The organism is Enterococcus sp. AZ104 (assembly GCF_050546705.1).
Lineage (GTDB): Bacteria > Bacillota > Bacilli > Lactobacillales > Enterococcaceae > Enterococcus > Enterococcus faecalis.
The window spans coordinates 978,684-998,034 of record NZ_CP172952.1 but is presented as its reverse complement, the minus strand read 5'-3'; the positions used below and the strand labels follow the sequence as shown (position 1 = coordinate 998,034).

At 36.1% G+C, this 19,351-nt stretch carries 20 protein-coding genes; 4 read left to right on the top strand and 16 right to left on the bottom strand.

The genetic code is table 11. The annotated features are described in order from the left end of the window. Positions 1 to 184 precede the first annotated feature (184 nt). Together IGJ37_RS04900 and IGJ37_RS04895 are read right to left on the bottom strand one after the other, a co-directional pair. Entirely contained in the window at positions 185 to 877 is a 693-nt protein-coding gene (locus tag IGJ37_RS04900) for a response regulator (protein WP_325814739.1), read from the bottom strand. Further along, complete coding sequence (locus IGJ37_RS04895; RefSeq protein ID WP_192177233.1) at positions 858 to 2,408, bottom strand: Spo0B domain-containing protein; 1,551 nt, start codon at positions 2,406 to 2,408, stop codon at positions 858 to 860. Before IGJ37_RS04895 ends, IGJ37_RS04900 begins: the two co-directional genes overlap by 20 nt. Before the next feature lie 147 nt (positions 2,409 to 2,555). On the opposite strand from IGJ37_RS04895, the gene IGJ37_RS04890 reads away from it, so the two are divergent. Beyond that, the gene (locus tag IGJ37_RS04890; RefSeq protein ID WP_265611308.1) at positions 2,556 to 3,881 is read left to right on the top strand and encodes a 2-hydroxycarboxylate transporter family protein; all 1,326 of its coding nucleotides are present in this window, start codon (positions 2,556 to 2,558) and stop codon (positions 3,879 to 3,881) included. A 31-nt stretch (positions 3,882 to 3,912) separates the two neighbouring features. Continuing rightward, positions 3,913 to 5,082, top strand: coding sequence for an NAD(P)-dependent malic enzyme (locus tag IGJ37_RS04885; protein ID WP_033918050.1), 1,170 nt, complete (start codon positions 3,913 to 3,915; stop codon positions 5,080 to 5,082). A gap of 73 nt (positions 5,083 to 5,155) precedes the next feature. On the opposite strand, the gene IGJ37_RS04880 is transcribed toward IGJ37_RS04885, so the two are convergent. The 4 genes from IGJ37_RS04880 to ireB all read right to left on the bottom strand — a co-directional run bounded on the left by IGJ37_RS04880 (position 5,156) and on the right by ireB (position 7,534). Continuing rightward, positions 5,156 to 6,004 carry a helix-turn-helix domain-containing protein gene (locus tag IGJ37_RS04880; protein WP_002385984.1) on the bottom strand — a complete coding sequence of 283 codons (849 nt, stop codon included), beginning with the start codon at positions 6,002 to 6,004 and terminating at the stop codon, positions 5,156 to 5,158. Between the two features lie 498 nt (positions 6,005 to 6,502). Next, positions 6,503 to 6,808, bottom strand: coding sequence for a DUF1292 domain-containing protein (locus tag IGJ37_RS04875; RefSeq protein ID WP_073438159.1), 306 nt, complete (start codon positions 6,806 to 6,808; stop codon positions 6,503 to 6,505). Positions 6,809 to 6,845: 37 nt separating this feature from the next. Then, positions 6,846 to 7,268, bottom strand: a complete 423-nt coding sequence (gene ruvX / locus IGJ37_RS04870) for a Holliday junction resolvase RuvX (protein ID WP_002357936.1) — start codon at positions 7,266 to 7,268, stop codon at positions 6,846 to 6,848. Further along, entirely contained in the window at positions 7,265 to 7,534 is a 270-nt protein-coding gene (ireB, locus tag IGJ37_RS04865) for a regulatory phosphoprotein IreB (protein WP_002357937.1), read from the bottom strand. Before ireB ends, ruvX begins: the two co-directional genes overlap by 4 nt. 435 nt (positions 7,535 to 7,969) lie before the next feature. On the opposite strand from ireB, the gene IGJ37_RS04860 reads away from it, so the two are divergent. Together IGJ37_RS04860 and IGJ37_RS04855 are read left to right on the top strand one after the other, a co-directional pair. Further along, positions 7,970 to 8,722 carry a threonine/serine exporter family protein gene (locus IGJ37_RS04860; RefSeq protein WP_002357938.1) on the top strand — a complete coding sequence of 251 codons (753 nt, stop codon included), beginning with the start codon at positions 7,970 to 7,972 and terminating at the stop codon, positions 8,720 to 8,722. A 5-nt stretch (positions 8,723 to 8,727) separates the two neighbouring features. Beyond that, on the top strand, positions 8,728 to 9,228 hold the full coding sequence (locus tag IGJ37_RS04855) for a threonine/serine exporter family protein (protein ID WP_002382172.1): 501 nt from the start codon (positions 8,728 to 8,730) through the stop codon (positions 9,226 to 9,228). Between the two features lie 52 nt (positions 9,229 to 9,280). On the opposite strand, the gene IGJ37_RS04850 is transcribed toward IGJ37_RS04855, so the two are convergent. The 10 genes from IGJ37_RS04850 to IGJ37_RS04805 form a co-directional block, all read right to left on the bottom strand. Beyond that, the gene (locus IGJ37_RS04850; RefSeq protein ID WP_002357940.1) at positions 9,281 to 10,147 is read right to left on the bottom strand and encodes a TIGR03943 family putative permease subunit; all 867 of its coding nucleotides are present in this window, start codon (positions 10,145 to 10,147) and stop codon (positions 9,281 to 9,283) included. Between the two features lie 18 nt (positions 10,148 to 10,165). After that, positions 10,166 to 11,080, bottom strand: coding sequence for a permease (locus IGJ37_RS04845; protein WP_002357942.1), 915 nt, complete (start codon positions 11,078 to 11,080; stop codon positions 10,166 to 10,168). Between the two features lie 210 nt (positions 11,081 to 11,290). Further along, on the bottom strand, positions 11,291 to 12,097 hold the full coding sequence (locus tag IGJ37_RS04840; RefSeq protein ID WP_002357943.1) for an MBL fold metallo-hydrolase: 807 nt from the start codon (positions 12,095 to 12,097) through the stop codon (positions 11,291 to 11,293). Positions 12,098 to 12,153: 56 nt separating this feature from the next. After that, complete coding sequence (locus tag IGJ37_RS04835) at positions 12,154 to 13,008, bottom strand: two-component system regulatory protein YycI (protein ID WP_002365516.1); 855 nt, start codon at positions 13,006 to 13,008, stop codon at positions 12,154 to 12,156. After that, a complete protein-coding gene (locus IGJ37_RS04830; protein WP_325814737.1) occupies positions 13,008 to 14,318 on the bottom strand; it encodes a YycH family regulatory protein in 1,311 nt (436 codons plus the stop codon). Before IGJ37_RS04830 ends, IGJ37_RS04835 begins: the two co-directional genes overlap by 1 nt. Beyond that, entirely contained in the window at positions 14,315 to 16,144 is a 1,830-nt protein-coding gene (gene walK, locus IGJ37_RS04825) for a cell wall metabolism sensor histidine kinase WalK (protein ID WP_002379340.1), read from the bottom strand. Before walK ends, IGJ37_RS04830 begins: the two co-directional genes overlap by 4 nt. Positions 16,145 to 16,150: 6 nt before the next feature. Beyond that, the gene (gene yycF, locus IGJ37_RS04820; protein ID WP_002357947.1) at positions 16,151 to 16,855 is read right to left on the bottom strand and encodes a response regulator YycF; all 705 of its coding nucleotides are present in this window, start codon (positions 16,853 to 16,855) and stop codon (positions 16,151 to 16,153) included. 173 nt (positions 16,856 to 17,028) lie between these two features. Next, entirely contained in the window at positions 17,029 to 17,730 is a 702-nt protein-coding gene (locus tag IGJ37_RS04815; protein WP_325814736.1) for an MIP/aquaporin family protein, read from the bottom strand. Between the two features lie 117 nt (positions 17,731 to 17,847). Continuing rightward, positions 17,848 to 18,708 (bottom strand): DegV family protein, encoded by an 861-nt coding sequence (locus IGJ37_RS04810; protein ID WP_002357950.1) that lies wholly within the window; start codon positions 18,706 to 18,708, stop codon positions 17,848 to 17,850. After that, on the bottom strand, positions 18,701 to 19,270 hold the full coding sequence (locus IGJ37_RS04805) for a DUF1836 domain-containing protein (protein ID WP_002357951.1): 570 nt from the start codon (positions 19,268 to 19,270) through the stop codon (positions 18,701 to 18,703). The genes IGJ37_RS04810 and IGJ37_RS04805 overlap by 8 nt, the downstream gene beginning before the upstream one ends. Positions 19,271 to 19,351 lie beyond the last annotated feature (81 nt).

The following is a 19,351-nucleotide window of genomic DNA, read 5'->3' as shown; positions in this document are numbered from 1 at the left end:
GCTCGTTCCTCCCATATAATATTATTTCTTACATAATAAAGAATATCATATATTCTCAAAAAATAACAAATAATATCCTCTTTTCCATTCTCAATTAAGTTCTTTAAATGAGAATAAAAAGGAGTATCCTCTGTATTTCGCCACTTTTCAATTACTTTTTTTATTTACTAAAAAATAAAAAATACTAAATTCTCCGATACGATTGATAGGGACGCCCCACTTTTAAATAGCTATTTTTACTTTCTAAAAGGTTATTTTTTTCTAGAAACAACACATATTTGCGAACAGAAACATGTGAAAGCTGACTCGCTTCTGATAATTCTTGAATCGTAAAATAGTCGGTAAATTCGTCTATTTTTTTTAACAATAATTGTAATGTTGCTTGTGTTAGTCCTTTTTCTAAGGACAGGTTTTGAAGATCTTGTTCATTTTTACGTGCGTTTGTCTGTGAAGAATGAAACAATTGGTCCACTTTTGTTTGCGAAAGCTCCTTCGTTTCCAGCGTGAATTGAGCAGCTTTTTTCTGATAGTTTTCGATACTTTGTTGAAATCGCTCAAAAGAAAAGGGTTTAACTAAATAGTCTAAAACGCCTAAATGTAAGCTTCGTTTAACGTTTTCCAACTCATTGGCAGCCGTAATCAGGATAACTTCTGTATCAATTTTTTCATCTCTAATTGTTGCCAGATAGGTCAAGCCATTGCCATCTTTTAAATGAACATCTAATAAAACAAGTGCTGGTTGTTTTTCTATCGTTAGTTGTAGACCTTCAGCAATTGTTGCCGCCGTAAAAATAGTCGGTTGGTGAATTAATTTTTCAAGATATTTTTGATGTATATATGCAACCATAGGATCGTCTTCAATAATCAATAGGTTCATTTTCCTCTGCTCCTTCGTAATGAACATTTATGCGAATGACAAGCCAATTGTTTTGTTGGTTTTCCCAAGCCAATGTCGCTTCCGCATTCTCTAATAATCTTGCCAAATAAGAAGTGAAAAACTCTTGTTCAAAGCGTTCCAGTTGTTCTTTTGGATAAGCAAACGAATAAGTCGTCGTCAAACTTCCTGGCTGATAATCAATGGTTTCAATGATCTCTTCTGGCAACGTTTGCTCCATCAGGAAACGATGAATATAACGGTAGATAGCAATCAAATTTTGCGTATCTTCATCTCGTTTATTTGGTGGAATTTCTGGATAAATTTCAATAGCTAATTGTGTTTTAATTTCTGCAAACTTGATTCTTTCCCCACTTAAAAAACCTGCTAGAATAGGATTCCTAACCAAAATAGCTAAGCGCTGTGCAAATTCCTTTTCTGGTTTCAATAAATCGGCTAGATAATGTTTTAGCGCCTCATAATCTTCTAAATCGACTAAGCCATAAATGACATGCATCTTATTCATAAATTCGTGTGATTGACTTTGTAATGCCGAAGCATATGTTGTTGTGCTGACAAGCTGTTCTGCGACAATAAACGTTTCCGTCGCATTTTTCAGAAAGATAACATGCCCAATTGTTTTTTTACGGACATTAATCGGGGCGATTGAGACGAAATAATCCTGGCCATTTTGACGATAGAATTGCTCTGTTTTTGAATGTACGATTAATTTTTCAGGAGATAAAACCAATGCTGAAAGTTTCTTTCCTAGTAAATTTTCTTCACTATTTGTTATATTATGATACATTTTAGTTGCTTCAATATTTGCTAATAAAATATTTTGATCGGTATCAATCACAAGGATTGCGTCTTTCGTTTCCTCAAGCATGGCGTTTCGCTCTTCTAATAGACGAGCAATTTCTCTTGGCTCTAAATCGTGAAGTTGTTTTTTTAAATAATAAGAAACTACGATGGCTAATATAAAGCCAAAACCAACACTTAAAAGGACACTCACTGTGTAATCATTTTTTGTTCGTTCAATCAATTGTGAAAGCGAGGTCATTTTAATGCCCATTGCCACAACCCCAATTTGTTTTCCTTGATCATAGACTGGGACAAAACCTCGTAATGATTCTCCTAAACTCCCTTGACTAACAGATAAATGTTCCTCCCCTTTTAATGCTCGCACTTCATCGCCACCTTCAAAATGCTTACCTATTTTTTGGCGATCAGGATGTGTTAAACGAATCCCCTGCATATTCATAATCACGATAAAATCCAACTGATGGATTTCACCTAAACGAACCGTATACGCTTCCAATTCATCTGAATAGTGATCATTCTTTAAGGCTTCAATAACATTCGGTTCAATAGCCAACTGTTCCCCGACGGCTAAAAGTGCTTGCTCTTGGTTTTTACGAACTTCTTTAATTGTTTGGACCGTCGTTACTCCGTAAAAGAAAGTAATCATAATAATTAATGTTGCAATAAAAATCACTGATAAGAAGCACCATAATTTCCCGCCACGCTTCATTCCATCCCTCTTTTCTCTTCAAATAAAGTATAGCATAGGAAGATTTGGTTAAAAAACTTTTCTTTAGTTAAATTAATTAAATAATCTACTCTACAGAAAACGTTTACATTATGATGAATATAGATTAAAGTTATAGGAGGAAATAGCATGGAAAAGAAATTGCACGCAACAGCTGCTAATGAAACAGATTGGCGCAACAAATTAACCAAAACGAGGATTGGTTCGGTTACGTTACCTGTTTATCTTGTAACAGCTAGCATTATTCTTGTTACGGCTCTATTAGAACAACTACCAGTCAATATGTTAGGTGGTTTTGCCGTAATTTTAACAATGGGTTGGTTACTTGGAACAATTGGTGGAAATATTCCTATTTTGAAACATTTTGGCGGTCCTGCAATTTTATCTTTATTAGTACCATCAATTATGGTCTTTTTCAATTTACTCAACCAGAATGTCTTAGACTCAACAGATATTTTAATGAAACAAGCAAACTTTCTCTATTTCTATATTGCTTGTTTAGTTTGTGGAAGTATCCTTGGAATGAACCGCAAAATTTTAGTCCAAGGTTTAATGCGCATGATTGTCCCGATGGCATTAGGAATGATTTTAGCAATGGGCGTTGGAACCCTTGTTGGAACACTGTTAGGTCTCGGTTGGAAACATAGCCTTTTCTATATCGTCACTCCTGTTTTAGCTGGTGGAATCGGTGAAGGCATTCTTCCTTTATCCCTTGGTTATAGTGCCATTACTGGATTGCCAAGTGAACAATTAGTGGGGCAATTAATTCCCGCAACCATTATTGGTAATTTTTTTGCTATTATGTGTTCTGGTTTACTTAGTCGTTTAGGAGAAAAACGCCCTGAACTTTCTGGACAAGGTCAGTTGATTAAAATTACCAATTCAGATGATTTAAGTGATGCTTTAGAAGAAGACAAAGTACCAATTGATGTAAAATTAATGGGCGCTGGTGTTTTAATTGCGTGTACCTTATTTATTACAGGCGGTTTATTGCAACACTTAACAGGCTTTCCTGGTCCTGTTTTGATGATTGTTGTCGCAGCCTTTTTAAAATACTTAAACGTAGTACCGAAAGAAACCCAACGCGGATCAAAACAGCTTTATAAATTTATCTCTGGCAATTTTACGTTCCCGTTAATGGTCGGCTTAGGTATGTTATATATTCCTTTAAAAGATGTCGTAGGAATGCTTAGCTGGCAATATTTTGTTGTGGTAATTAGTGTCGTTTTCACTGTTATTGCTACAGGATTTTTCGTTTCACGCTTCATGAATATGAATCCCGTTGAGGCTGCCATTGTCTCCGCTTGTCAGAGTGGTATGGGTGGGACTGGCGATGTGGCTATTTTAAGTACAGCCAATCGAATGAACTTAATGCCGTTTGCACAAGTTGCGACACGTTTAGGCGGTGCCATTACAGTAATAACAATGACTGCTATTTTTAGAATGCTTTTTTAACTATAAGTGAATTATTTAGGAGGAAAATGATATGTCAACAAAAGATGTAAAAGAATTAGCGATTGAGCAAGCAAAAAAATTTGGGGGAAAATTAGAAGTCTGCCCTAAAGTTCCGATTGAAACAAAAGCAGATTTAGGAATTGCCTACACACCAGGTGTTGCGGCTGTTTCTTCTGCCATACATGAAAAAAAAGAACGCGCTTACGAATTAACAACAAAGAAAAACACCGTCGCCGTTATCAGTGATGGTTCAGCAGTTTTAGGTTTAGGTAACATTGGTCCTGAAGCAGCGATGCCTGTCATGGAAGGAAAAGCTGCATTGTTTAAACGCTTTGCTGGTGTGGATTCGATTCCCCTTGTTTTAGATACACAAGATACCGAAGAAATTATTCAAACAGTGAAGTTTTTGGCTCCAACCTTTGGGGGAATTAACTTGGAAGATATCAGCGCTCCTCGTTGTTTTGAAATTGAACAGCGTTTAATCGATGAACTAGATATTCCCGTTTTCCATGATGATCAACACGGGACAGCGATTGTTGTTCTAGCGGCTTTGTACAACAGCTTAAAATTAATCAACAAGAAAATAGAGGACATTCATGTGGTAATCAACGGCGGTGGCTCCGCTGGTCTTTCGATCACAAGAAAATTTTTAGCTGCTGGTGTAAAACATATTATCATTGTTGACCGTGCAGGGATTCTGAGCGAAACAGATACAGCTCTGCCACCACACCACGCAGAAATTGCGAAGCTAACCAATCGGGAACACCGTACCGGTGATTTAGCTACTGCTCTTGAAGGCGCTGATGTCTTTATTGGTGTTTCGGCACCAGGTGTTTTAAAACCTGAGTGGATTCAACAGATGAATGAGCAGCCAGTTATTTTTGCAATGGCTAACCCAGTTCCTGAAATTTTTCCTGATGAAGCTTTAGCGGCAGGCGCTTATATTGTCGGAACTGGTCGTAGTGACTTTCCGAATCAAATTAATAATGTGTTAGCCTTCCCTGGTATCTTCCGTGGTGCCTTAGATGCTCGGGCGAAAAAGATTACGATTGAAATGCAAATTGCCGCTGCCAAAGGTATTGCAAAATTGATTCCCGATAATGAACTCACGCCGACTAATATTATTCCCGATCCATTCCAAGAAGGAGTCGCAAAAGTCGTCGCCGAAAGCGTCCGTAACGCTGTCAAAGAAACAAATTAAAAAGAGAAAAAAGGAACAACCTAACTCAAGAGGAGTTAGGTTGTTCCTTTTTAAAATCTGAAACAATAATTTATTATTTAAAACTGATATTAAACTCTTGCATATCTTTTTCAATATAAGTAAGTAATTTTTTATTTTCAAAGAAACGTGTAAAGTAGTACGCAATACGATAATCTTCAACAGCATCTAGTCCTAGCATTTGTTTATTAAACGCTTTTTCGTATAATAAGCAATCTAAAGAGTAAATAGAACTGTGCGTCCGATTAATTTCGATTCCTTTATCACTTAATTCAATACTCTTTGCATAGTCTTTAATTAATGAATAGAATTTTGCGGTATTATAATAAATACGGCATTGCTCTAATGGATAATCTAATTTGAATTCGCTTAGCAATTGTAAAGATTTATCGTAATAAACTTTTGCTTTTTCAATATCATCTTCTAATTCATATAAAATACCGATCGCATTCATACTCAAAATATTATAAATATTAATATCACGACTAATTTCAGAACCACGATGTAAATAGAACAATGCTTCGCTATTATTTTTCTTACCTAATAAACTCGTAATTCCTTTATAATAGAAAAATTTTGTTTCTAAAATTCTGTTTGAACTTTCGATATCATCTGGATAGTCTTTCAACAAATCATAGGCTTCATCGTGCTTAAAGTAAAAGCATAATTCTTCTACTTTATTTAATAAGCTTTCGAGTTTTTTCTCACTAGAACCTTCGATACATTCTTCTACTTGTAAGTCTAAACGTAGACATACAGATGAGAAAATGTCTAAACTGTCACACACATTTTTGTTTTCAATGTTACTAATTGTTGCTTGTGTACAAATTCCTTTTGCCAATTCAGCTTGCGATAATTTTTTCTTTTTACGCGCTGTTTTGATTTTTTCTCCCGCTACTCTCACAGTCAAAACTCCAATCTTTCTATTTTTTTGTATTAAACATACCATCATTTTACAGATAATGTTATAATGAAGCTATCATAATAAAGGAGGTGAAATATATGTTTGATTTACTTGCTTTATTAACTGGAATTTCAGTTCGTGGCAATGCACCACACCAATAATTACGTGTTTGTTTAACTGAATTTCTGACGGCTCTACCTATGCCAGTAGGTGGAGCCATTTTTTATTTAATATTATAAAATTAACAGTATTTCCAAAACCTCATACTTAGTATAACACAAATTATAAATTATGCTAGATAGTTACCAAATTAACGTCATTACAAGGATGTTACGTTTTTACAACATCTTGTAAAACTAGACAATGCTGTCCTTCTTTATCCACCACACTCAATGATAGTGATAGTATCTTATGATAGAAACAACATGTACATTATAACAATTATTATTAAGAAAGCTACTTCTCAATAGGAGAAGTAGCGCTTCTCTCGTTACAGTTTTACTCTTCTTCTTCAGCAATGAATGTATTGAAAACTTCTTCAATCATATCCCATTCAGCGTCTGTTTCGATTTGCTGTAAATCGCCTTCTGTACCTTCTGCGTTTTCCACATATGAGTAAGCTTGCAATTCAACATCTTCATCCTCAGGAATTCCTGCTGGATATAATAAAACATAATTTTTACCGAATTCTTCTTGACCGTCAACAGTTAGTAAGATCTCGTATAATGTTTCATTTCCTTGTTCGTCTACTAAAGTAATGTGTTCATGTCCTTCGTGATCATGATCGTGGTTATGTTCTGTCATTCTTCTTCTCTCCCTTGATGTATTCAAAGCTCGATAATTATCGGCTATGTGCATCTAAATAATTTTGTAGAATCATTACTGCCGCTAGTTTATCAATGACTTTTTTTCTTTTGGCTCTTGAAGCATCTGCTTGCTCCACCAAGAAACGCTCTGCTTGGACAGTTGTTAATCGTTCATCTTGATAGTCAACAGGTAATTGAAATAATTCTTGAATCTTATCACCATATGCCATGGATGCTTCAGCTCTAGGACCGATGGAATTATTCATGTTTTTCGGTAAACCTACGACAAATTTTGTGACTTCGTATTCTTTCACCAATTCACCTAATCGCTCAAAACCGAAGTTCTCTTCCTCTTCATTGATGCGAATAATTTCGATGCCTTGTGCTGTCCAACCTAATAAATCACTAACAGCCACACCGACTGTCCGTGAACCTACATCTAGCCCCATGATCCTCATTTGATATCGATTCCGTGGTTCGCTAAGTAATATTTGGTTAATTCTTCCATGATTTCATCACGTTCATGACGACGAATTAAGTTTCGAGCATCTTGATAACGAGGAATGTAAGCCGGGTCCCCAGAAAGTAAATACCCTACTATTTGGTTAATAGGATTGTATCCCTTTTCTTCTAATGCCCGATATACGGTTTCTAACGTTTCACTGATTGCTTTTTTTCGATTATCATCAAAATCAAAGCGTACTGTTTCGTCTGTAAAACCCATTTTACTACACCTCACTTCTACTTTTATACAATTTCATTTTACTAGAAAAGAACCGAAACTACAAACAAAATTTCTTCTCCTTCTCTCTTTTTTGTTATTTCTTAGTCTTTTATTAATAAAGGCTTCGTAAAAAAATGACAGCCATCGATAATTTTAAAATTATAAAAACAAATACACAACTTTATAAAACAAGAATAAAACTCTGCTAAATCGCCAGAATATCACCTTTCCCTCCAATTCATTTTGCGAAAAAATCGACGTTTTTCTTTTAAAAACTTTTAAATATCTATGATTAAATAATATCAGCCTTTTAATGTTACAATTCGCTAACAATCTGTTTACGATGTAAATTTTCGATTGCAGCTGTTATTTATTTCCTCTTTTTGGTTCGTTTGTAGTACACTAGAAGAAAATACATAAAGTGAGGCTTGCTCAATGACTCCTGCTCATTTGGATTTACTTTTAGAAACCTGTTTGTTAGCTGGTAAAATTATGATAGAAAGCGATGCAGAAATGTACCGTGTTGAAGATACAATGAGCCGAATTGCGCTTGCTTCTGGCAACTATCGAATGGTTAGCTATGTGACACAAACCGGGTTATTTGTTGGCATAGATGGAACCTCCACGATTCGTATGGTTCAAGTAATGAAACGTGGCATTGATTTAGAAAAAATCTCTCGTGTGAATCAGCTGTCTCGTGCTTATGTGGCTGGTGATTTTTCTTTAGAGGAATTACTGAATAAACTAAAAGTGATTGATAGTGAACACCGACATTTTCCAATTAGCGCACGCATTGTTAGTGCGGCTGTTGTCAGCGCTACAATTATGATTCTTTTTGGTGGTGTCTGGTCCGATTTATTCTTGACTTTTCTGATTGGTGGTTGCGGCTATAGTCTTTATTATTTTAGTTTAAAGTTTCTCAAGATTAAATTTTTATCTGAATTTTTAGCTTCGCTGTTCATTGGTGCAGCCGCTATTCTTTCAGTCAAATTGGGACTCGGACAATCACAAGATTTAATCATCATTGGTTGTGTCATGCCTTTAGTGCCTGGTGTGCAAATTACCAATGCTCTTCGCGATTTGCTAGCTGGACACTACTTATCGGGTGTTTCTCGTGGGACTGAAGCATTAATGACTTCAGGAATGATTGGTTTTGGCATTGCTTTTGTCTTTCAACTTTTCTATTAAAAGGAGTGACTTACTTGCTAGGAATCGTTTTGGTACAATTTATCTTTAGTTTTTTAGCTTCTGCGGCGTTTGCGATTATTATTAATGTTCCTCGACGATCACTGGTGGCTTGTGGTCTAACTGGTAGTGTGAGCTGGATGCTTTATTGGGTAATCGTTGAAGTTTTTAGTGGAAATGCAGCATTAGGTTCCCTCATCGGTGCTGTCGGTGTTGCGGCAGTAAGCTACCTATTCTCAAAAATATTGAAAATGCCTGTCACGATTTTTAATATTCCTGGTATTGTTCCATTGGTACCTGGTGGCTTAGCTTATCAAGCTGTTCGGAATATCGTAATTGGCAATTATGAAAAAGGTGCCTATTTTACCGTGCAAGCTGTAATGATTGCTGGGGCAATTGCGTTAGGCTTAGTCGCTTCTGAGGTTTTCAATCAGAATATCCGCAGCTTTCGGGAAAAAAGAGAATCTTTGGGTTTTATTCGTCGTAAGCGCAACAAAATTAAAAAATAGACAGCAAAAAAGTTGGTTGCTTCCATTTGATAAGGAAGCAACCAACTTTTTTTTAAAAGGAACGATAGACATATTGATTTTTTGGTGCTTGATCTGCTTTGACTTTCTCCACTTGCACAGTTGGTATTTGCCGTTTAAACGGTGGATAATAGGATAACTCAACCGTTCCGGTAATCGTTACCCAATCATTGTTTTGAAATTGAGTATGTTCAGGAAAATGAACCAACAAGCCAAAAACGCCAGAATCAGCGACACAATGAATAATCCCAAAACGGAAGACAAACTGGTCAACACTTTCTTCTCGTTTTGAATTATAGACAAAGCCTTTATAAGAAATCCTTTTCCCTGCAAATTGACTTGGATAATTATAGATTAGTTCCATAATTTCCAAATAGTTTTCATCCGTAATTGAAATCACAGATTGGCCATCATATTGTTTCATGGCTTTTGCCATCTGCTTGTCATAATCCGTCTTATTGAAATACATACTTGTATCAGGTTTCAAATATTGCGTTTGCATATCAGGATCCCCTACTGATTCTTTACTTACTGGAAAGTTAAATCCTTTTGCTTCAACAATTGTTGTGTCTAAACTAACTGTCGGAAATAATAAGCCAACAATCAACGGTAAAGAAAGTAGTAAATAGGCAAGCCCTCTTTGGCTGGGTTTTTCCAAATTATGCTGATGGCCATGATGTTCATGTCCCCCATGTTGGTGCATGTCTTCATGTTTTTTTTGCATTGATGGATCTGCTTGGTTCCACAAAATCAATTGGACAATCGCCATAATAAAAGCTAAAACCATTGATAAAACAGCTAAGTAATTATAATGAATATTGATATATTGGTTCAGTTCACCTGAAATTTGAAGATACATCATCAACCCCATATATCCAATTAAAATAATAAATCGTATCATCGATTGTAGGCCTCCTTTCTAAACTACTGCCGCATAAATAGTTACGACAAGCGCCACTATCAAAACAAATTGTACAATGAATGACATCTTAAAATAACGTTTCATCATCAATAAATTTTTAATATCTACCATTGGACCAAAAACTAAGAAGGCGACAATTGGTCCTGTGCCAAATAAACTCAAAAGAGAAGAACCAATAAATGCATCTGCTTCTGAACAAAGTGATAGAGTGGCAGCGATGACTAACATGACTAGAATCGCTAAAATCTTTGAATGGCCCAATTGCATAAGCGCACCAGTTGGGATATAGGTTTGCATGATTGCTGCTAACAAAGAACCAAAAATTAAATAACGACCCGTATCAAAAAATTCATCAATACTATGGGTTAACGCTGACCAGCCGTTTTTCCAAAATGAACGAGCTTCATCAACGTGTTCATGCGTATGAGCAACCTGCTCTTCTTTAATCTGCGCCAACTCTTTTTCTGTTAAAATTGATTCTTTTCGAAAATAAGCTAACCAAATGCCGATAACCCACGCGACAATCATACTGCCTAAAACTCGCCAAATCACAAATTTTGTTGCGCCACTAAAGGCTACGTATGTTGAGAATAGCACAATTGGATTAATGATTGGTGCCGTTAACATAAAAGCAAAAGCGGTATGTGTTGGTACATCTTTTTTAACAAATTGATGCACAATTGGGACGATCCCGCATTCACAAGAAGGGAAGAAAAACCCTAGGAAACTCCCTACACAAATTGATAAAAATTTATTTTTAGGTAACACTTTTTTTACTCGTTCTGGTGTTAAAAAAACATGTAAAGCGCCTGAAATCAAGCAACCTAACATGACAAAAGGCAATGCTTCGATAATAATCGAAAGAAAAATAGTGCTCATCTGTAAAACAGAGTTTGGTAAAAATTGAAACATTATAGACCTCCCACTAGTAAAAATCTAGTTAACTATACTCCTAACATCAGACAAACACAAGTATTTGTCAAAAAATTAACTAAGAGTTTAAAAGTATTATCACCGATGTCTCTGTCAAACCAGCTAGATAAAAGAACAAAAAATGAGCATGGGACAAAAATCACTTTGGATTTTTGCTCCACGCTCAAAAACTGATAAACCACCATTATTCTAAATTTGAAATAACTCTGAGGCTGAATCGGGGTCTGTATCATATACCTTAAATGCTTCACCGACGCCTAAATCCTTTTGCTTCAAAGTAGACTCCATTGCCATTCGCGCATGAAGTTTCGTATTATTTTCTTTGCTAAGATGACCTAAATAAATGCGTTTTGTTTTATCACCTAACACATCCGCCATCACAAGAGCACCATCATCATTGGATAGATGGCCTTTATCTCCTAAAATCCGTTGTTTAAGACTCCATGGATAAGGTCCTGCTCGCAAAATTTCAATTTCATGATTGCTTTCGACTAAATAAGCATCTGCGTTTTCAATCGTGCCACGAATATGATCGCTACAATAACCTGTATCCGTTAGAACAACAAAGGAACGATTATTGCGATGAAAACGATAAAATTGAGGCGCAATCGCATCATGTGAGACACCAAAACTTTCAATGTCCATATCTCCCAAGGTCAAAACTTTGCCCATTTCAAAAATATGTTTTTGAGCGACATCGACTTTGCCAATCATGGGATCCATCGCTTGCCACGTTTTTTCATTGGCATAGACATCTAACTTATATTTTCGCGCTAACACGCCAACGCCGTGAATGTGATCCCGATGTTCATGTGTAACTAAAATCGCATCTAAATCTTCTGGTTTGCGATTGACTTCTGCTAACAGTGAAGTGATTTTTTTGCCACTTAAACCCGCATCTACTAATACTTTCTTTTGGTTGGTTTCAATAAAAAGGGAATTGCCTGTACTGCCACTGGCAAGAACACTGATATTAAAAGCAAACTCTGAATCCATTTAAAACTCTTCCCTTCTACATTACAACATTAACGTGTTTCATTATACAACGGACCTTAATGTTTTTCCACCTTTGGCACAGTATTATTTGTGATGATGGTATTACTTACGGCATTCACCTGTTCAATTTCAACTGAATCTTCACCAGTAGAAATTCCTACAAACCAGACTGGAACGTATACATTTTTCTCACGAATTTTATAAATTCTTGAATAGGCCAATTTAATGAATGTTATTTTGGAATTACTAGGAATCCGGTTATTCATATAGAGCGTGTCTATCGCATCACGATTGGAATATAAATCCGTTTTGTCCCGTAACTCTTCAATATTTTCAATGTGCGTTTGCGAATATTTACTAATTTTCCATAATTCACCTGACGTATCTGCTAAAATACTTAATTTTGCCGTGTCGTCTCTAAAAGGAATTCCTTTATACGATTGTGCAGCTACAATTTCTGCCGTCGGCTCTTTTAAATGAGAAAATTCTGGTAAGTATTGATATTCGTCTCCGAATAATAAAGCATTTTTTTCATTTAAAAAGGTACTTAAATCTTTATCAATTTTCTTAGGATCAATAAAATAGTTTTTACTAGGTACACTCGTTAAAGTATTATCCGCAATTTGCAGCCCATTTCTCAAAAAATTTTTATTCTTTTCACGTTGGATTTTTAAAGCAGCAGAAAAATTGGTTTGTTCGCCACTTAAATAATAGCCTTCCAATCGTTCTGAAGAAAGTGTCCCTTTATACGAGATGTTATCTTTTTCCAACCGACTTTCAATCGATTCTGTTTGGCTGGAAGAAGAGACGTTGCTCTCCTCTTGTTGACCTTCCCGATAAATTCCAAATAAAAAGATATTTAATCCTAAAAACGCTAAGAAGAAAATCCACTCAATTCGTTTAAAATCCATTAGCCCACCTCCAAGCTTGGTAATTGTTTTACCAAGTCCGTTGCAGTGTACCAATTGTTGTTATAAAGGACATACCATTCCGGACTTAAATCAACGACTTGTTTGACTTCTTCAATTGTCTGCCACGTATAACCGATAACAGCCGATTGAATTTTTTCCTTTTTAGCACCAGCCGTTTCTAAACGCTTAATCAATTTTTCCGTGCTTTCCAGCGTCACTTCTTCTTCTGAAGGAATCGGCACTTGGATCGTATTCACACTTGTGTTAATGGTTACGCTTGGTGCAGCACCATCGTTGTTCGTGATGCGAATATCCACTTGGCCTTTTAAATCATTACTGAACACTGGGAAACCTTCCACAAAAGTCCGATAATTGACACTATCTTTCGTTCGATCAAAGTAACGTAAATTCCCCATATTGGTTCCTAAACGTTTTACATAAGAAAAGCTTTGATTATAGATTGAGTCCCGTTTATTCTCTTCTGGCAAGGTCCCTTTAAAATCGATTTTCCCCAGTTTTTCTTCTGCAAACAATCGTTCTTCTTTACTCGTGTAGGTTAAGTCTTGACTGTCTTCATTGGTTTGGATATCTTCCGTTTCATTGAAAAAAGCATTCCTAAAACGAGTAACTGGTTGCGAAGCTAAGATATAACTGTACTTTTTCAACTTCATATCATTGGTTAAATAACATTGTCCTTGTTTGGTTAGCGTATTTTCGGAAACGTCTTGATATTGCAATCCCTCTTTATTGATAATTCCCATTAAGCGCGCCTTATTAACAGTCATGGGCGCTTCATAGACGTTGGATTGATCATAATCTAAAAAACGTATCTTATTTTCGTTAAAATCCAATTGAATTTTCGTAAAATACTGGTCCGTCAACTCATTAAAGTTAGTAAAATTAATGGATAGATTATAAATCGAAGCATAGTCCGAGATTAAAAAGGGACCTTGATAAAGAAGTTCAATGCCTTGTTCCATTTGGTTGTAGCGCTTAAGTTGCTCTGCATTTTTTGTCACAACTTGTGTCAATTTACCAAACGTAGCCATTTTAATATCATTTTGAACATTACTAATTAATGTTTCACGATTACTTTGCATCGCTTTTCCATCAGTTATTCGAATCAATTGCAAAGGTAAATAGACATCGCCAATGACTTTTTCATTTACAGCTGTTGTGACTTGGCTTCCCGACTTCATTTCTGGTATTTTTTTGGCAGAATTCAGCCAGATATTGACTGAAAAATATATACTTAAAATGACCATCAAAATCAAGCCAATTCTTGTAATCCATTCTGATAATTTCATCATTCCCACCAATCCTCTTCATAAGGTTCATATGGTAGTGAAATATAGAAAGTCGATCCTTCACCTTCTGTACTTTCCACCCAAATACTCCCGTTATGGGCCCGAATTACTTCTTTAGAAATTGCTAAACCTAAACCAGTCCCACCTTGTGCTCGCGCACGTGCTTTATCCACACGATAAAAACGCTCGAAGACTTTCCCGAGATCTTTTTTAGGGATGCCCAAACCTTGGTCCGAGATACTAAAGACGACATTATTATGTGTTTCAACTAGTCGGCAGGTAATGACGCCGCCATCTGGCGAATACTTAATCGCATTGTTCAAAATGTTGTCTAAAACCTGAATTACTTTGTCTGTATCTAATTCTACCCATAAATCGCGTTTAGTAAATTCACGGCAAATTTTGTAATTTTTTTGCTCATTTTCAATCATCATATCAAAGCGATCCAAGACAAAATTAATCAATTCGTTAAAATTCACATACTCTAATTGAAGATGTGTATTCCCAGAGTCCATCCGAGATAAATTTAACAAATCATTAATCATACGAATCATCCGGTCGGTTTCTTCTAACGTGACTTTTAAGAAATTCGGCGCAATCTCAGGGTTTTCCCAAGCTCCTTCACTCAAAGCCTCTATATAACTACGCATACTTGTTAAAGGCGTTCGCAACTCATGAGAAACATTGGAAACAAATTCCCGTCTTTCCCGTTCGTTTTTTTCCTGTTCTGTGACGTCATGAAGTACGCAAACTAAGCCAGTAATAAATCCTGATTCCCGACGAATCATTGTAAAGTCTACCCGGATAATCATTTGGTCTTCTTCACGATCAGACGTTGAGCGATCAATCAGCAGTTCATCTGGCTCTTCTAACAGCTTCCGCAATGTGTAATCTTCTTCAATATCTAACAACTCTAATAACGAGGTCCCAATCACATTTTCATTTTTTACATTTAATAATGAAAGGGCCATTTCATTAATCGTAATCACCTTTCCGCGGCGATCCGTCGCAATGACACCATCTGTCATATGCGTTAAGACACTATCTAAACGATTTCTTTCTGCTTCCATTGTTTCTTGTGCTTCTTCAATCCGTTCTGATAATTGATTAAATGTTTCTGCTAATTGGCCTAATTCATCTTTTCCATGGACTTCTACTTTTCCAGCGTAATCACCACGAGCGATTCGAATGGCTTGCTCGCGCATTTCACCAATCGGCTTCGTGATTGATCGTGCAATCAGTAAAGTCACAATAATCGAGATTGCTGCGGCAATAATAGAAGCAGTGAAAAAGATACTTGCTGTGTTGGTAATTTCTTGGTATTTATTTTCTAAATTACTTTTCACATAAAGGACGCCAATCACTGTTTCTCCAGTAGGCGATTGAATCGGCTGGACATTCACATACACGCGTTTATCATTATCTAAAGCTTGATATTTTTTACTCGTAAAGTCATTTAAATCACGATAATCATTCTTTTTCCCAATAATATTTTGTTGATTTAAATCATTGGTTGCCCGAATAATCCCTTTATCATCGACAATTCTCGCTTCAGAAATATCTGCATTTGAAAAATCAGATAACGCTTTTTTTAAATTTGCATCAACGTCACTACGTTCGAGATCTTTGTTGCTCATCTGCGTACTTAACGTGTTTGACAATTGGACAACTTGGGAATCCATATTTTTTTTAAAATCGGAAATTGTAGTGGCTTCCAATTCACGAATGAAATAGCCACCAATGATTTGAATCGCAATCAGTAACAGCAGAATAAATGATAACGCAATCTTAAAATTAACAGATTGAAAAAAGTGAACTTTTTTCTTCATACCTGATTACTCCTGTTCAGGATTTCTTAGATAATAACCAACCCCACGACGAGTAACCAAATACGTTGGATGACTTGGACTATCTTCAATTTTTTCTCTTAAACGACGCACGGTTACGTCCACTGTCCGCACATCACCAAAATAATCATAACCCCAAACGGTTTGTAACAAATGTTCACGAGTCATCACTTGTCCGATATGTTTTGCTAAGTAATAAAGTAACTCAAATTCACGGTGGGTTAATTCAATTTTTTCACCTCGTTTTGAGACCATGTATGCATCAGGATGAATGGTTAAATCACCAATCGTTAATTCAGATTGTGTTGTCACCTCGGCTTCTTTCGCATTGGTTGCACCTCGCCGTAAATTGGCTTTTACACGAGCAACTAATTCACGATTTGAAAATGGTTTCGTTACATAGTCATCGGCTCCTAATTCTAATCCTAAAACCTTATCAATTTCAGAATCTTTGGCAGTCACCATAATGATTGGCATATCATGTGTTTTGCGCACTTCTCGCGCGACTTCTAAGCCATCCATTTTAGGGAGCATTAAGTCTAAAATAATTAAGTCTGGTTCCACTTCTTCCACTTTTTCAAGTGCTTCTTCTCCATCATAAGCAGTAAATACTTCATATCCTTCTTTAACCAAATTATATTTAACGATCTCTGAAATTGGCTTCTCGTCATCAACTACTAAAATTTTCTTCACAAAGAGACACCTCTTTTTCCTTCTAATCTTATTTGATACTTTCCTATTATACCTTATTTTGATGATGTTTTCATCTTTGGTTAAAAATGCGCCTTTAGGTTCTCCTAGTATAACAAAAAAAGAATCTCTGACAACAATTGACGCTTGTTATCAAAGATTCTTCTTCTGCTAATCTATTCTTCCGTATCTAAGACGAATTTTGCTACAAGAGCGGCTAATAATCCACCAATTAATGGCGCAACGATAAAAATCCACAACTCAGATAACGCTGAACCACCCGCAAAAACGGCTGGCGCGATGCTACGAGCTGGGTTGACAGAAGTTCCTGTCAAAGGAATGCCGACTAAGTGAATCATTGTTAGTGTTAACCCAATTACGATTCCTGCTAATGAAGCATTGCCTTTCTTAGCACTTGTAACTGTCATGACAACTAAAACAAAAATAAATGTTAAAATAATTTCGACTGTCAATGCACCAGCAACACTTAATTCCCCTACGCCATTTTGACCTAAGTTCTCAATACTTTTACCAGCACCTTTTAGAATGCTTAATAATGCAAATGAGGCAATCAAGCCACCAACAATTTGTCCCACTACATAGTAGATTAGTTCCATTGTTGTTATTCGTTTATTAAGCCACATTCCTAAAGAAACAGCTGGATTTAGATGTGCACCTGAAATTGTGCCAATACTATAGGCAGCAGCAACGATTGTTAAGCCAAATGCTAAGGCAATCCCCGTTGTTCCAATCCCTTCCATACCATTTCCTAGAACGGCTGTTCCTGTCCCAAAAAAGACAAGAATAAATGTTCCTAAACATTCTGCTATTGCTTTTTTCACAAAAAATTCCCCCTTTGCAGACAAATTGTAACACATTCGTGAAATTTTCAATATAATTTTCGTTGTTTTTCCAGCAAAATGATATTTCTATGAAAAAGAGAAATCTTAAATGAAAAATCCCCTCAAAAAAATTTGAGGGGATTTTTCATTTAATTAATCATTTAATAACTGTATACCAACACCTAAAAGTCCTGGTCCTGTATGAACAACTAATGCCGGACTAATCGTTCCAAAGTAAATTTCTTCTGCTTGTGGAAAAGCCGCTTTCAAGCGTTCCATCATTGCTTTTGCTTCTTCCTCTGCCGCACCGTGAGCGACTGCCAAACGAAAACGGGGTGCCTCACCTATAAAGTTCGTCACCAACTCAAACGTTTTATCAAGACTTTTTTTACGGCCGCGAGACTTAGCCACCGTATAGTAAATGCCTTCTTCATTACAAGAAATAATGGGGTTTAATTTTAGCGCATTCCCTAAAATAGAAGTGACTAAACCAATTCGTCCACCTTTTTGTAAATATTCTAAAGTGGCTACATTAAAAAATACTTTTGCGTTGGCTACTTCTTCTGTTAATTTTTGTTGTAATTCTTGCCAGCCTAATCCTGTTTCAATTAATTCTGCTGCTCGTATCGCCTGAATGCCAGCCCCGATACCAATGTTCTTTGTATCTAAAACAAATACATCTAGTCCTTCGGTTTGTTCTCCAAGCAAGCGAACCACATTATAGGTTCCACTTAAACCACTAGAAATGGTCACCGCTAAGACTTTTTCGTAACCCGCTTCTTTAATTTTGTCAAAAATAGCTTGGATTGTTGCGCCATCTGGCAATGAAGTACTCGGGATTTCTTTCTCTAAACGTTGATACACTTCTTCTGGTGTAATATCTACCTTATCTGTATAGGTTTTTTCAGGATAAATAATCTGTAAAGGCAAGACATACATGCCGTATTGTTTGACTAATGCCTCTGGAACATCTGTCCCAGAATCAACCAGTAGTGCGATCTTTTCTTTATTCATGTGTCATCTCATCCATTTCTTTTAAGTATTCTTGTTCCAATTCAATCACTTTTTCACTAAACATTTTAGTAGCAAAAGACATTGTCGCTGCTTTTACAGCCAAATATTCAATCCCCATAGGTTCTTGTGATTTGGCCTGAACTTCTTTTTCTTGCGCTTGAGCAGCAATCACATAAATCGCTCGTTCCTGTTCTTGACAAAATAAATTGTACGCTTCACGAATACCAACCGTGGCTCCTTGGAATAAAATGCCTTGCTTAATTTCTGGCAATGTTAACACTTGTTTCAACAACGTAATCGCAATTAAAAACGCTAAATGCTTTTGATTGTAGCGCTTTTTCACTGGGGCCGGGATTAACCCGTGTTTGACATAATTATTAACCATTGAGGACGTTAACAAAGTATGTTTTTCCAGTGTAATCAATGGGGATAAGTATTTTTCTATCAGAGTAATCACTTGATCCATATATAATTCAATGTCTGGTAACTCATGCCATCTTGGCAAATGAACATTTTCCAATTGTTGGCCCCAATTTTGTAGTGATTTTTCTATCTCGTCCATAAAAACCCTCCTAACCATTTCTAAAAAAGAATATCATACTTTTGACAATTATTCAATCTAGTTTTTAAAACTAGATTGAAT